This is a genomic window from Lysinibacillus sp. NPDC097231 (assembly GCF_044761885.1).
Lineage (GTDB): Bacteria > Bacillota > Bacilli > Bacillales_A > Planococcaceae > Lysinibacillus.
Genome location: NZ_JBIWDH010000001.1, coordinates 296,265 through 310,979 on the forward strand (window position 1 = coordinate 296,265; position 14,715 = coordinate 310,979).

Genomic DNA, 14,715 nt, shown 5'->3' on the forward strand with positions numbered 1-14,715 from the left:
TGGCATAATGTCTAAGCAAATCGAGTATTTTGGTCAATTTTTCTCTCATTCTATGGAAGTTTTTTTCTTCTTGTGACGTTTTTCATCTAACCGAGTTAGTAAAATACGCCTAATTATTGCTATATTTTGGAATAAACGTACTCCAAAAGCGAAAATGGCCGCTAGATACAAATCTATTCCTAAATACACTCCTAAAAAGGCCAAACCTGCTGCAAGAATTATATTAAAAAAGAATCCTGATACAAATACTTTATCGTCATATACTTGCTGTAATTGAGCGCGAATACCGCCAAATAATGTATCTAAGGCTGCTAAAACAGCTATTGACAGATAATTTTCATAAATAGAGGGTATTTGTATATTTGTTAACAAGCCTAGGGCAAGTCCAAATATCAAACCTAAAAATGGTAGCCACATATATTATTCTCCTTTTTTCACCTCTGTTAAATAATCATTTGTCAACTGCTGATCAAATGCTGGGATTGTTAACTGTTCAATCGGCTCTTCTATTACTAGATTAAAGTTATCTAAATAAAAGGAATCGATAAATGTTGAAGCTTGTAACGAATTGTACATTTTTTGAGCTTCCTTAAAAGAGCTTGTCCCAACATAAATTTCAAAAGGTGGCGAGGACAGTGGTACACTATTCACTGTGGTTTTTCCATTTATGTCCCGAATGGCTGTCGTATGTACAACGCGATTTCCATCAATCGAAACACTAGCTGCATTGTTTTTAAACAGGGTATTCAGTAATTGGGTTAGTAAATCAGGTGAAATTTCTTGGATTTCATACCCCATTTCTACTAATTCAGGCGCTGGCTCAACACGAAGTACAACACCTGGTCCTGTGACTTCCGTTAGCCCTGCCTGTAACTTTAAACGATTTAATGTTTCATTTAATGCTGATTGTAAACTTGCTTTTTCAGATTGCTCATAGCGATCCACTACTTCATTAAGTGAGCGAATTTCTGCTAATAATGTGGAATGTCTTTGCTTTTCCTCTGCTAATTCCTCTCTTATGGCCCAAATATCTCGTGTATCTCGCTCAGCTGGTTGTTGTATGGTATTGTATTGTACCGCTATCATCAAACCGATAATAAATAGCACGATCGTTATTCGGGTGTACATATTTTTTTTCAAAATAGCCCCTCCTAGACGTATCGTAAGCCCCACAGATTAAAATCTATCACTTAACTGGAGGATAGATGTAAAAATGAAATCGTTTAACTCTCGACTTTTACACTTGGCATTGTTAGTTTTTGATTTTCTTCTAATGACACGACAATATTGTCATTTAGTAATTGATCCACTACGCCACCATTTAAATTTAAGGAAGCCGCCAATGTTGTTGAATTCCCAACGGCCTCGATGACAAATGGAGCTGGGTGTTGCTTGCCATCAATAGTAATGACTGGTCCATTACAACGAATATAGGAATTCGCCAAGACCCGTTGTCCATTAATAGCAATTGCTTGTGCGCCAGAAATTTTAAGCTCATTGAGCAATTTAAAAACATGACTTTCATGCACGATATATTCATTAGGATTAGCAGATTTCGGATCGTAATCACCATCTTGCAGGGTTAGCCGAATCCCTTTTCCTTCTGCATTTATATCACCCAATAACAAACGTAAATCCTCTGCTTCTTCAACAAGATTTTTATAATTCTTTTCACCCGCAACAAATGATTTTTCATACTTACGAATTTTTTCTTGTAAAGCATTTGCCTCTTCAGAAAGCTCTTTATTACGTTCTTGCTGTGCGATTAACTCCTCACGATATGAATCCTCTTGCTCAAAAAGCTTTGAATTAATCGAACTTGCATCTCGGTTATCTTTTGCTTGGTTGTAAGAATAGCCAACGATAAATCCCATTGTCACGCAAACAATAAGTAACTGAAATTGCTTCCTTGAAAAGAAATTTCCTTTGCTATTCATTCCCTTGTTGTTCATCTTTATTCACTTCCTGGTTGGCCGTTTCTCCATTTGCATTTTCTAAGTCAATACTTATTTGGTTGTACTCATCATTGAAAGGACGATAATACGAGCCGACCTCTAAATCAATAATACCCTTTTCTAAATTACTAATCTGGGCCACTATTGAAGGGTAGTAATTTAACTTTTCAGCTAAAGATTGAATAACAGCACGTACTTCATAGCCATCATTCATATAGAGTTTGACCGCATTAGGATTAGTGTCATTACTGTTTGTATTAACTTGAGAAATTAAAGCTAATACTTCTGGCTTTAATTTTGCTAATTGCACCACAAGCTTCTTAATTGTCTTTTCGCCAGTTATGCCGATAAAAACAGGTGCATCCATGGGAATGGCATCCCCAGCCTGCTCAAATCGTTTACCGTTCTCAAGCAATGGATAATAAGTACCGTCACCAGCTAAATACGCAACTTTTTTCCATTCTTTAATATCTATAGTTACCCCACGAAGCCAATTACGTTTAACATGCGCTTCTTTTACCCATTTATCCTTCAGTAATAACGCCTCTATATCTTTTACTTTAAAACCCCACATCGACTTTCCAGGTGCAAGAGTACTAGCCTGTGAATAATATTGTTCATCTGCTAACCAAGCTCCCTTGATTGTAATTTTATTGATTTTACTGTAAGGAGATTGAAAATAAAGGAGTACTGCTAACACGCAAAAGAAAAGTAATATTAGCACTATAAATTTCCGATTTGTACGCTTTTTTCGTCGCTTTTTTAGCGTAGGGATGCGATCTTCTATATCAATTACTTTCTCCAAAAAGTACTCCTCCTTTATATTTATTTCGCTAATTGATAAATAATGCCTATTATCAACCACATTGTTACTAAAGATGTCCCTCCGTAGCTGATAAAAGGTAATGTTACACCCGTTACAGGAACTAAACCAATAACTACTGCTATATTTAGAAATGCTTGCACGGTCAACATTGTTACAAGTCCAATTATCGCGTAATAAGATGTTCTTGTTTTAGCCTGTACCGCGAATTTATAGCCTGCATAAATTGTTAGTACAAAAAGGGCCAAAATAACGAGGCCACCAAGCAATCCAACCTCTTCAAGAATAATTGCATAAATAAAGTCATTTTGTGGTTCAGGTAAGTATAAAAACTTTTGCCTACTTTGTCCAAACCCATGCCCGAAGATACCCGCAGGACCAATAGCCATTAGTGATTGAACTGCCTGAAAGCCACTACCTAAAGGATCGACCCACGGATCAATAAATGCCTCTATTCTCTTTAGCCGATATGGCGCTGTGACAATCAAACCAACTAATCCAGCAATCCCAGCTACCATAAACATGGCATAAAGTTTTAAAGGATACCCTGCCACAAAAAACAATAAAAACACAGAAACAACGAGAATAAATACCGAACCAAAATCAGGCTGCAACATAATAAGGACAACAGGAATTAACAAAACCAATCCATGCCGCCAATTAACAACCGGCGTACCCGTTTTATGTTGCGCTAATATATGACTCAAATACCCAATGACTGTAATTTTCGTTAACTCTGCAGGCTGGATGGTTAATGGACCTACACCAATCCAGCTTTGAGAACCATTTCGTACTAATCCAATTCCTGGTATAAGTACAAGGACTAGTAAGATCAACGAAAATATATAGGCCATTTTCCAAAAGGACTGCTCTCTCAAAATATTTAATCGAATAGTGATTAAAAACACTACAATGGCTACTACAAAGTACATACTTTGCTTCATATAAAACGGCATTTTTCCACTATAATGAACGGCACTCCAATAGGTACCTGCAGAATAGACGAAAATAATGCCGATTATTGATAGCATCAATGTTGTGACGAGCAATAAATAGCTTTCTTTCCCTCTCAGTAATGCCATCCTTCCAAGTCAAGTATATTCTAAAATAGTTACAGGCTCGTTACAGCTTCTTTACAGCATCAATAAAAACGTCGCCTCTTATTTCAAAGCTGTCATATTGATCCCAGCTTGCACATGCAGGCGATAGTAGAATAACATCTCCTTCAGCCGACATCGGTGCTGCATAATGTACAGCGTCCTCTACATTTTGAGCAATGACTGTTTGCTGTACACCACACGATTTTGCAAATTCTACAAAGCGTAGGCCTGTTTCTCCAAAAGCAACAACACCTTTGACGTGGCTCATACAAGGGCGTAATTCTTCAAACGAATGTCCGCGATCTAAGCCGCCTGCAAGTAAAATAACAGGTGCCTGGAATGCATCTAACGCACTTTTTGTTGCTAAACAGTTTGTCGCTTTGGAGTCATTGTAAATCTTTCGTCCGTTCCATTCTCGTACAAACTGAGTACGGTGACGAACTCCTCCAAACTTAGCTAAAACCTCTTCCATTTTCGCTTTATCACAGCCAATTAAAATGCAAGCCGCTACAGCTGCTAAAATATTTTCTAAGTTATGCTTACCAGGCAAGGCGATATTTACTCGCTCCATATACGGCTCACCTTGCCAGTAAATTGTCGTGTCATCCGCACTAATTCCTTCTTCTGTACGACCTTTCGAGCTAAATGGAACCTTTATAGCCTTAGATTTTGTTGCATATCCAACAACAATTGGCTGATCTGCATTATAGATAAAATAATCGCTCTCATCCTGATTACGCGTGACCCCGAATTTGGCCTCCGCATAGTTGTCAAAAGTCCCGTGATAATCAAGATGTGCGTCATAAAGATTAGTTAAAATAGCGATTTTTGGCTTAAATGTTTTTGTCCCCATCAATTGGAAAGAGGATAATTCCGTTACAATTACATTATCCTTATGTGCTTCCCTTGCAACACCACATGCAACTGTTCCGATATTCCCTGCAATTAACGGTTTTTTGCCTCCGTTATTCAACATATCAAAAATTATTGTTGTCGTTGTTGTTTTACCATTTGAACCTGTAATACCAACAAATGGTGCTTCGCTAATTAAATAAGCAAGTTCAATTTCTGTCCAAACTGGTATCTCACGACTTATTGCATCTGCAACTATTTTGTTGCTATAAGGAATCCCTGGATTTTTTACAACTAATTCAAAGCCTTCATCCAATAGATCCTCAGGGTGACGACCACAAATAACCGTTATCCCCTTTTGCAATAGACCTTGTGCATCTGGACTTTCATCAAATGGTTTTGAATCATTGACCGTCACGAAGGCGCCAAGCTCATGTAAAATTTCTGCTGCTGCCACACCGCTTTTAGCTAGACCTAAAACAAGCACTTTTTTATGTTGTAAATCTGTATAGTTTCTCATTAGAACGCCTCCGATATGACTGCAATCAATGCTACTGCTAAAGCGGTTGACCAAAAGACAAGTACTACTTTCCATTCTGACCAACCTGATAATTCGAAATGATGATGGATTGGACTCATTTTAAAGATACGTTTTTTACGAAGCTTAAAGCTACCTACTTGTAAAATAACCGATAATGTTTCAATCACAAACACTAATCCGACTAATAACAGTAAAAATTCTTCTTTAACTAAAACAGACACCATGGCTAAAGCTCCACCTAGCGCTAAAGAGCCAGTATCCCCCATAAATACCTTTGCAGGATTCGCATTAAAAAGTAAAAATCCTAGTAATGCACCTGTTACCGCAAATGTGAATAGGGCGATATCAGCCTGATCTTGGAATAAAGCAATAACACCAAATGCCGCAAAGGCAATGGAAGCAGTACCTGCCACAAGGCCGTCTAAACCATCTGTTAAATTCACTGCATTCGAGAATCCTACTAACCAAAAAATTAAAAAGGCAACATAGAAAATGCCAAGATCAATTGTCCAGTCTGTAAATGGTATAGCAAGTGTTGTATCAAATGACCCTACATGTAGTAAGAAATATGCCAGGACGGCAATGACAATTTGACCAATCAGCTTTTGAAGTGATGTTAATCCAAGATTACGTTTAAAAACGACTTTTAAACCATCATCTAATAAGCCGATTAACCCAAACCCTGCTAACACTAATAGCAGTACGACGGTTTGTGCTGTAAATAAATCTAAAAAGCTACCTACACCAACAGTAGTGAGGATAATAGCAATTAAGAAAATAATGCCGCCCATTGTTGGCGTACCAGCTTTTTTCATATGTGATTTAGGTCCTTCTTCACGAATACTTTGACCGAACTTTAATCGGCGAAGAAGTGGAATACTAATTGGTGCCAGGATAACTGTTACTATAAAAGCAAGAGCTAAAATGGTAAGCGTTGTTGCGAGTTTCATTGAAAAATCTCCTTTAAATCTTGTTTCACTTTCTTCTTCAAGAAAAAAGCACAAACTTTCATTTATTTATTACTACCCTTCATAATAATAGTGGTTCTTTCCCATTTTTTAAAGGTAAAGTTATATTAGTTCTCTAAATATAGATGAATGGTGCCATCTTGTTTGATAACACTATCCACTTCAGGCAATTGGTTGCCAATTTTAGTCCCTTCTCCATGCCATACAATACGGAATGGATAATGTTGCTTGGCAATATCATCCTTTGTTTGACCAATAAAACTTGGTACCTTTACAGTGATTGGATCACCCCAACGGTAATCTTTTTCAAGCTGGTCCTTCGATTTTTCAATGCCAACAAAAGGTGCAGCATCTTCAATAATTTGACCAACAATTGGAGCTGCTACCACACCACCAAACTGCGTAGTCTTTTTCGGGTTATCAACTGCTACATAAACGACAATTTGTGGGTTATCCGCAGGAGCAAAGCCAATAAAAGATACGATATATTCGCCACTTTTATAACGACCGTCCTCTACCTTTTGCGCAGTACCAGTTTTCCCTCCAATACGTAATCCATCTCGATAGGCTTGTCGACCAGAGCCCTTTGCTACAACTGATTCCAATGCACCCCGGACCTTTGCAGATGTTTCCTCACGAATAACCTGATTTTTCACTTCCGGTTCAGTCTCTTTTATAACTTCTCCAGTATTCGGATTGAAAATCTTCTTCACAACATAAGGCGTATAAAGCTTGCCCCCATTTATTGCTGCGGCTACTGCTTGCACTTGTTGAATTGGTGTTACGGCTACCCCCTGGCCGAAGGAAGTTGTTGCTTGCTCAACAGGCCCAAAGGCTTCCTTTGAAAATAAAATCCCTGAAGCTTCGCCTGCGATGTTAGATCCTGTCTTTTTACCAAAACCAAAATCTTTAATATATTGTAGTAATCTTTCATTACCCAGTCGCTGTCCTAATTCTATGAAGCCAGGGTTACAAGAATTTTCTACAACTTCAAGGAAGGTTTCATGTCCATGGCCCTCACGTTTCCAGCAACGCAGTCTAGCTCCCGCAACCATCGAATAGCCTGGATCATAAAAAGTATCATGTTCTAAATCCACTAAATTTTCTTCTAATGCTGCACTAAGCGTTATAATTTTAAACGTCGATCCTGGTTCATATGTCATCCAAACCGGTAAATTTCGGTTATAGATAGCTGGCTCTACTAATTGATATTCCGATGGATTAAAGGTTGGATACGATGCTAACGCTAAAATTTCTCCATTATTTGGATTCATAGCAATGGCTAACGCTTGGTCAGCTTCATAACGATCCATAGCCTGAGATAATTCACGTTCAACGACCTGTTGTACATCCACATCAATCGTTAGCTCTATTGTTGCGCCATCTTCACCAGCTTTCCATGAGCTTGCTACGTTTGGTAAATTATTACCTTTCGCATCTGTAAAGAGCCGGATCGCCGAGGAATTGGCCTGTAAAAGCTTATCATATTCATATTCTATTCCCGCTAAACCTTGTGCATCATAGCCTGTAAAACCTAAAAAACGTGATAGTAAGGTACCATATGGATAATCCCTTGAATAATCGACACCACTATATAATCCCTCAATCTGCATGCCTTGTAATTGCACTGCCTTTTCATAGGGGATATTCTTTCCTTCAGGTGCGATTTTCACCAAAAATTCCTTCCCTTTTTTATTTATTTTTTCAAAAATAACCTTTTCATCTACTTCAAGCACTTGGGCAATTTTGGCTGCTGCACCTTCAATATCCTTACTTTGAGAAGGCATGAAATATAAAGTTGGTGCAAGTTTATTGGTGACAATACTTTTTCCATCACGGTCCGTAATATGCCCTCGCTCATTTGCAAATGGAATTTCCCGATCCCAGTTTTCTTCGGCTTTCTTTGTTAGTTCTTTTTGATCCAGTACCTGTAAGAAGAAAATTCTAATGACAATAGCAGCAGCTACACACATAAATAATACGTATAATATACGTAAACGCTTTTTGGAATGGATAGAAATCCACTTCATTCGACATCACACCTTGTTTTTTACAACGTATGAAATAAAGTGGACTTCTATTCAGTGTCTATTAATCATCTGTATGTTCAATTTCACCCTCAGATGCTGTTTCAACGTCTTTCATAAAGCTTTCTGCAGGAGTTTTCAATTTCACGACTATCGGTGAACTATCCGAAATGACAGTACCTGCCGATACACTTTGACTAGTTGCAAAGCCTTCTCCAACAACTTCAATTTCTAAATTTGCCATCGACTTGAAAACAAGGACATTACGCAATGACCAGTCTGTGAAGTTTGGCAGTGTGATATCACCTTCAGTCTTTAAAAACACAAAGTTACCTTTAACAAGTTTTTGAGGACCTTTTGGATATTGGTCAATAATTTTACCGCCACTGCCCACAATAACTGGCTGTAGACCATCATTTGCGAGTTCAACTTGAATTGCTTCAGCATTTTTACCTGTGTAATCTTGAATTGTTGTATGGTCAACTTGCTGTACTTCTTCAGGGTTAATGTTTAAATGTTTTAAACTATTTATCATTACCGGCTTAAACACTTTTGAAACTGGGACAGAGCCAAGCTCATTTTTTAATTTTGGCTTTTTCACTGAAACATACATAATAAGCTTTGGGTTATCTGCTGGAGCCATTCCTAGGAATGAATACAGGTACTCGTTTGCAAGATAACCACCACTTGCTTTCGGTATTTGGGCAGTACCCGTTTTCCCTGCAACTTCATATTCATCAAGGATAAAGTCTTTCGCCGTACCATGCTCAGCTGTTAAAGTAGATGCAAGGATTTCCCTTACTTGCTTCGCTGTGTCGGCTGAAACTGGCTGTCCCTTTTCAATCGGCTTATGATTTTGAATAGTTCTTCCTGTCGATGGATCAACAATTCGATCGATAACATAAGGTTGCATCATCTTCCCATCATTCGCTATTGCTGTCATAGCCTGAATAAGCTGAATTGGCGTTACTGTAGAACCTTGACCGAATGTTGTTGTAACACGTTGAATTGGATATTGCGATAAAAGTGTACCCGATGCCTCATTCGGTAAATCAATGCCTGTCTTCTTGCCAAAACCAAATCTATCTAAATAATCATAAAAGACATCTTCACCAATAAGATTTAATAAGTGTGCCATTGCCGTGTTGGAAGAACGTTGGAATCCTTGTAAATAGGTAATCGGACCCCAACCTCTCCCATTATTATGGTCTCTAATTTCACGATCAAGAACTCTATATTTACCTGACATATACGTTGCATTTGGTGGCCAAGTATCTGTATCAATCGCTGATGCGAGCGTGAACGTTTTCAATGTCGAGCCTGGTTCAATCGTTTCTTCAATAACCTCATTCAACCACTTCATATTTGTGCCTTCACGTGTATCAGGATTGAATGTAGGGCGCTGGGACATTGCTAGTATTTTTCCGGTTTTCGGATCTGCCACTATAGCTGTCATGGATTCAGGATTGTATTCCATTTCAACTTTAGACATTGCTTCCTCTAAAAAGCTTTGAATAGTTTTATCAATTGTTAAATAAATGTCATCGCCATTTTTAGCGGGTGTCACCATTTTTTCACTATTCGGCAATAGATAACTGAAAGCATCTGTCTCATATTCAATCTTACCGTTTTTTCCAGTTAACTCTTTGTTATAGGTAAGCTCAAGCCCCATTTTCCCTTTTGTCGTGACCGAGCCATCCTGATTTTCCTCTTTCACTGCGAAGCCAATTAAGTGCGAGGCGAAAATACCGTTTGGATAGTAGCGTTTTAAATCACTCACAAAAAGAATCCCCGGTAGTTTCATGTCCTTGATGTTACTCATGGTTTCATGACTAATTCCACGACCTGCATTGCCAAACTCAACTTGATAAGGCTTTTCGCCATTATCTTTTAGCTTTGTTAATCGCTTATAAATCGCTTCTTCGTCGTTCATACCAGGAATATTTTCTGCTAAAATTTTTGCCGTTTTTTCCGGATCTACAACATGTCGCGGATTATCTTTATCCGTCGTGGCCTTTTCGCTGACAACTGCGATTAATCGATAGCTAAGTGTATCCTCCGCAATTACTTGTCCATTTCGATCATAAATTTTCCCACGATTCGCTGTTATTGCGCTTTCTTTGCTATACTTTGCAGCTGCTCTCGCTGCAAGTTCCTGTCCTTCAACTTCCCCTGTAGCCTGTAATGTCACCATTCTTGTGAATAATAGAAAAAAGAGCCCTCCATAAAAAACTAATAATAGAAAGGCTCCCCATTGGAATCGAAATCTCTTTTTTTTCATTCTCCCGGCACTACCTTTACATTTTTCTCATTTTGAGTTAAACCGAGTTCTTTCGCTTTTTTCCATATATTTTCGTATGTAGAAAGTTCACTTACACGAACTGTCAAGTCAACATTCTGTTTCGCAATCTCGTCTGCTTCAATTTCGATTTTTTGAATGTCCATACTTGTTGTTTGAATTGCTGCTTGTTTATTTAACACTAGTACTCCTAATACAGCAATAATGCCAACAAAAACGATTAGCATTGTCTTTTCAAACTTCTGGTTCGTTTTTTTACGACGTATGATAGTGGGTTGTGGACTAGGTGGTGTTATCGGTTGTTGCACTTGTTGATGTTGGTGCTGCCTTACACGAACTGCTGCCATTTACTCACGCCCTTTGTCGTTAATTTTCTCCACCACTCTAAGCTTTGCTGAACGCGCACGATTGTTAATTGCCAATTCTTCATCAGAAGGAACAATAGGCTTTCTCGTGATAAGCTTTAAAGTTGGCTTCATGTCATCAGGAATTACAGGTAGATTTGGTGGTAACTCCGGTAATGATGACGCTTCCTTAAAAATAGTCTTGCATAATCGGTCTTCCAATGAGTGGAACGTAATGACACTAATGCGTCCACCAACGTTTATCATATCAATCGCATCGACTAAAGAATCTTCTGCCGCGCCTAGCTCATCGTTTACAGCAATTCGTATTGCTTGGAATATGCGCTTCGCAGGATGTCCACCTTTTCGGCGAGCCGCTGCTGGAATACCCTCTTTAATAAGTTCTACTAGTTGGCTGGTAGTTTCAATCGGCGCCACCTTACGCGCCTCTTCGATTTTACGAGCAACTTGCTTCGAAAATTTTTCTTCTCCATAACGGAAAAATATACGCACTAAATCTTCATATGCCCATTCATTTACAACATGAAATGCCGTAAGCGGTGCCGTTTGGTCCATGCGCATATCTAGAGGTGCGTCATGATGATAACTAAAACCTCGTTCTGGCGTATCTAACTGCGGTGAAGACACACCTAGATCATATAAAATACCATCAACTTGCTCGATACCAAGAGCTAATAACTCTTCTTTCAAATAACGGAAATTCGAATGGACGAATGTCACACGCTCGATATATGGTGCTAATCGAATTTTCGCATTGTTAATAGCTGTCGTATCTTGGTCGAAGCAAATTAAACGACCTTTATCAGATAATTGTTGTACTAAATACTCACTGTGTCCTGCTCCACCTAGCGTACAGTCCACATAAACACCATCAGGATCGATGTTCAACCCATCAACAGTTTCTTTTAATAACACGGTTGTATGATCGAACATACCACTCGCTCCCTTCAGGCCTTAACTTCATTCAACTAACGATCAATTATGCCTCGGCATAATTGCGTCCGGAATCGGCTTTGTGCTTGCACAAAGAACTCCTTCCCGATTCCGTGACATCCGCCGGAGGCTTTAACTTCTTTCAGCAGGTGTTTGGACACCCGCTGAAAAGTGACCTAAAACCACATTCATCTCATCACCTATAGAGGTGGGAGACTTCTGCTGAAAGAAGTTAAAACGTCTCAACAAAAGTTAAAAATCAAAGCCAATCATATTTTCTGCAATTTCATTAAAGGATTGTTCAGACTCACTAAAGTAAGCCTCCCAAGCTTCTTTCGCCCATATCTCAATTCGATTCGAGACTCCTAGCACTACACATTCTTTCTCAAGATGTGCATGTAGCATTAGCGTTGAAGGAATATTAATGCGACCCTGCTTGTCTATCTCTACTTCCGTCGCCCCAGAAAAGAAAAACCTTGCAAATGCACGTGTATCTTTTTTGGTCATCGGTAAGCCCTTTAATTTTTCTTCGAGTTTTCGCCATTCATCCATAGGATAGCCAAATAAACAATTATCAAGTCCGCGTGTTACAACAAACGTTTCACCTAAGGCTTCACGAAATTTCGCGGGCACGATTAATCGTCCTTTCGCATCAACAGAGTGTTGATATTCTCCCATGAACATGCTAGTCACCCCACTTTATTAAATAATGTACCACATCCCCCCACTTTCCTCCACTTTTTTTAAAAAAAACTTGACTTTTAAACACTGAATGTGTGTTTAGACCTTCAACAAATTATTCACTCTATGCTAAATGACATAAATAAAGAGCTACCCTTAGCTGGATAGCTCTTTATTTACTATTAAAATCGACAATGTTCATCAAATCCACATTGTTTCATAATCTTATTTAGGTACAAAGATATAATTGTTAGAAATTACATATAAAGTATATAGTGGTGATTTCCAATACTGTAATTTTGCTTGAGCATTTCGGTAACTAACATAGGTCCAAACTCATTGAAATATTGATAAGGATTATAAGTTCTTTCCTGGAATCCCTCATTTGGATATAGCTCATTTTGAAGAGTCATAAATTTCCGGATAGTCGTTTCATGTTTGTTAAGTACAGTTTGTTCAATCTTTTGCTGTAAATACTCAAATTGCTTTAGATGATTTTCTTTATTTTTCACAAGTATTTTATCTAGTGATAATTGTTGCTCCCCAAAATAACATTGAAGCTCATCATATTTTTCTAAAAGCATTTGTTGCATTATTTGAATTTGACGCGTCGCTTCAGTGTCCTGTACTTCTGTAATAAACTGCTCCTTAAGCTCTAATGCTTTTCCATTCCACACATCAGCAACATTCAAATGATACTCACGTAATAATTGTTCTACTTGACGTGTGGCAATCGTAATATGAAGACGCGGAGCAAAAATTGGCATTTGCAGACCTAGCACTGAAAAGGCATCCTTCAATGTAGCCCAATATGCAAGCTCCCCTGGACCACCAACAAACGCTAACACTGGCAATGTCATTTCCTGCATTAAAGGACGTGTGACAACATTATTACTCAATTGCTCTGGATTCTTATTAGCAATTCCCAAAAGTTCTTCGTGCGATAGCTTTATATTCGCTGCTAAATTAACAAATTGCTGATTCTTTCTTTCTAAAAGATGACGTTCTCCATCTTCTACAAAAAATAGATTGGCCGCTTCCTTTGTTGCTACTATAGGCGAGCCGTAACCTGCATGTTCTAGCTGCTCTTCCTTCTCTGTTACTACTCTAGCAATTTCTTCATTATGATGAATGATACGAGCAAAGTTGCTGCTCTCATATTGACGGAATTCAAAATCCGCTGCATCAATGAGCAATAAACCTTCATCTTTGAACAATTGGTTTATAAGTTGTGCAAAGAAGTCTGTAAATGTTTCACTCTTATTAAGAGTATCTACTAATTGTTTAATAAGCATTTCAGTGAATTCTGTTTCACCCATATCTTTCGCAATGGTATGAATTAATTGCGCCATGGATTCTTTGTTTATAGTTGTTGCAGAAGCCATTGTTTTGCGTCTTGAACGCTCCCCATAAGCGCGTTTTTTAACATCTACACCATGCACAGTGAACGTATGGTTAATTTCCTCTAAATCATGGTCTTCCCCAGCAATCCAAAAAATAGGAACAACTGGTCTTTGAAGCTTTACACTTTGCTCTTTTGCTAATGTAATGACCGAAATTGCCTTATGCACCGAGTAAAGAGGACCTGTCAAAATACCTGCTTGTTGCCCACCAACAACCACAACAGCTCCTTGCTCTAGTTGTTGTAAATGCTCATTCGCTTTTTTTGATATACCAAGCGGCTCCATAAATTGGCGGATGATTGCCGTTAATTCTTTTTGGTCTTTGGCATGCTGCTCTAAATATTTCACTCGTTTTTCAAAAGATCTATCGTTATATTCATATTCAAAAAACTCATGGATGGCAGCATTTGGCGACCAATAATCTGCTAGCACACGATTTTTTATGGGTACTTGGATTGACTCCAGTTTCATTTAACAAAAACTCCTCTACTCACTAAATCATCTTTTCACCCTTAATAAGCAATTGAATTAAGATAAGTTCAATTAATACTATGCGTGTTATCCTTAGAACGTTTATTCATAATGACAATTCCCAACAAATATGTAGAAAACCCGTACCCCATTAAGAGAACAGTATTTTCTAGACATTTATTGCGTTAGCAAAGTAAATGGTTTTTTATCCATCCCATTTCTTATATAGGGTTAATTATATAGAAACATTTTTAATGCTATTATTTTAACGCTTATGGCTTCAACATGAAAAGAAAA

The 14,715-nt window shown here is 38.2% G+C and carries 13 protein-coding genes; all 13 read right to left on the minus strand.

The window, feature by feature from the left end; translation table 11 throughout:
* Positions 1-45: 45 nt before the first annotated feature.
* The gene (locus ACIQXF_RS01475) at positions 46-417 is read right to left on the minus strand and encodes a small basic family protein (protein WP_402778091.1); all 372 of its coding nucleotides are present in this window, start codon (positions 415-417) and stop codon (positions 46-48) included.
* A 3-nt stretch (positions 418-420) separates the two neighbouring features.
* Entirely contained in the window at positions 421-1,140 is a 720-nt protein-coding gene (locus ACIQXF_RS01480) for a DUF881 domain-containing protein (RefSeq protein ID WP_402778093.1), read from the minus strand.
* Positions 1,141-1,223: 83 nt separating this feature from the next.
* Positions 1,224-1,952 (minus strand): DUF881 domain-containing protein, encoded by a 729-nt coding sequence (locus ACIQXF_RS01485; RefSeq protein ID WP_402778096.1) that lies wholly within the window; start codon positions 1,950-1,952, stop codon positions 1,224-1,226.
* Complete coding sequence (locus tag ACIQXF_RS01490) at positions 1,930-2,760, minus strand: cell division protein FtsQ/DivIB (protein WP_402778099.1); 831 nt, start codon at positions 2,758-2,760, stop codon at positions 1,930-1,932. Before ACIQXF_RS01490 ends, ACIQXF_RS01485 begins: the two co-directional genes overlap by 23 nt.
* A 20-nt stretch (positions 2,761-2,780) precedes the next feature.
* Complete coding sequence (locus ACIQXF_RS01495) at positions 2,781-3,860, minus strand: FtsW/RodA/SpoVE family cell cycle protein (RefSeq protein WP_402778102.1); 1,080 nt, start codon at positions 3,858-3,860, stop codon at positions 2,781-2,783.
* A 40-nt stretch (positions 3,861-3,900) separates the two neighbouring features.
* Positions 3,901-5,250 carry a UDP-N-acetylmuramoyl-L-alanine--D-glutamate ligase gene (murD, locus tag ACIQXF_RS01500; protein ID WP_402778104.1) on the minus strand — a complete coding sequence of 450 codons (1,350 nt, stop codon included), beginning with the start codon at positions 5,248-5,250 and terminating at the stop codon, positions 3,901-3,903.
* Positions 5,250-6,221 (minus strand): phospho-N-acetylmuramoyl-pentapeptide-transferase, encoded by a 972-nt coding sequence (mraY, locus tag ACIQXF_RS01505; protein ID WP_402778107.1) that lies wholly within the window; start codon positions 6,219-6,221, stop codon positions 5,250-5,252. Before mraY ends, murD begins: the two co-directional genes overlap by 1 nt.
* Positions 6,222-6,346: 125 nt before the next feature.
* Positions 6,347-8,269 carry a stage V sporulation protein D gene (locus ACIQXF_RS01510; protein WP_402778110.1) on the minus strand — a complete coding sequence of 641 codons (1,923 nt, stop codon included), beginning with the start codon at positions 8,267-8,269 and terminating at the stop codon, positions 6,347-6,349.
* A gap of 61 nt (positions 8,270-8,330) precedes the next feature.
* Positions 8,331-10,547, minus strand: coding sequence for a penicillin-binding protein (locus ACIQXF_RS01515; RefSeq protein ID WP_402778113.1), 2,217 nt, complete (start codon positions 10,545-10,547; stop codon positions 8,331-8,333).
* Positions 10,544-10,912: a cell division protein FtsL gene (gene ftsL2, locus ACIQXF_RS01520; RefSeq protein ID WP_402778116.1), complete on the minus strand. Its 369-nt coding sequence runs from the start codon at positions 10,910-10,912 to the stop codon at positions 10,544-10,546. Before ftsL2 ends, ACIQXF_RS01515 begins: the two co-directional genes overlap by 4 nt.
* Positions 10,913-11,863: a 16S rRNA (cytosine(1402)-N(4))-methyltransferase RsmH gene (gene rsmH, locus ACIQXF_RS01525; RefSeq protein ID WP_402778119.1), complete on the minus strand. Its 951-nt coding sequence runs from the start codon at positions 11,861-11,863 to the stop codon at positions 10,913-10,915. It abuts the gene before it with no gap.
* 252 nt (positions 11,864-12,115) lie between these two features.
* Complete coding sequence (mraZ, locus tag ACIQXF_RS01530; RefSeq protein WP_402778122.1) at positions 12,116-12,547, minus strand: division/cell wall cluster transcriptional repressor MraZ; 432 nt, start codon at positions 12,545-12,547, stop codon at positions 12,116-12,118.
* A gap of 254 nt (positions 12,548-12,801) precedes the next feature.
* Positions 12,802-14,418: a bacillithiol biosynthesis cysteine-adding enzyme BshC gene (gene bshC / locus ACIQXF_RS01535; RefSeq protein WP_402778125.1), complete on the minus strand. Its 1,617-nt coding sequence runs from the start codon at positions 14,416-14,418 to the stop codon at positions 12,802-12,804.
* Positions 14,419-14,715 lie beyond the last annotated feature (297 nt).

Coding starts and splice junctions, on each gene's coding strand:
- ACIQXF_RS01475 (WP_402778091.1), bottom strand. CDS start 417: ATGTGGCTACCATTTTTAGGTTTGATATTTGGACTTGCCCTAGGCTTG.
- ACIQXF_RS01485 (WP_402778096.1), bottom strand. CDS start 1,952: ATGAACAACAAGGGAATGAATAGCAAAGGAAATTTCTTTTCAAGGAAG.
- ACIQXF_RS01495 (WP_402778102.1), bottom strand. CDS start 3,860: ATGGCATTACTGAGAGGGAAAGAAAGCTATTTATTGCTCGTCACAACA.
- murD (WP_402778104.1), bottom strand. CDS start 5,250: ATGAGAAACTATACAGATTTACAACATAAAAAAGTGCTTGTTTTAGGT.
- mraY (WP_402778107.1), bottom strand. CDS start 6,221: ATGAAACTCGCAACAACGCTTACCATTTTAGCTCTTGCTTTTATAGTA.
- ACIQXF_RS01510 (WP_402778110.1), bottom strand. CDS start 8,269: ATGAAGTGGATTTCTATCCATTCCAAAAAGCGTTTACGTATATTATAC.
- ACIQXF_RS01515 (WP_402778113.1), bottom strand. CDS start 10,547: ATGAAAAAAAAGAGATTTCGATTCCAATGGGGAGCCTTTCTATTATTA.
- ftsL2 (WP_402778116.1), bottom strand. CDS start 10,912: ATGGCAGCAGTTCGTGTAAGGCAGCACCAACATCAACAAGTGCAACAA.
- rsmH (WP_402778119.1), bottom strand. CDS start 11,863: ATGTTCGATCATACAACCGTGTTATTAAAAGAAACTGTTGATGGGTTG.
- mraZ (WP_402778122.1), bottom strand. CDS start 12,547: ATGTTCATGGGAGAATATCAACACTCTGTTGATGCGAAAGGACGATTA.
- bshC (WP_402778125.1), bottom strand. CDS start 14,418: ATGAAACTGGAGTCAATCCAAGTACCCATAAAAAATCGTGTGCTAGCA.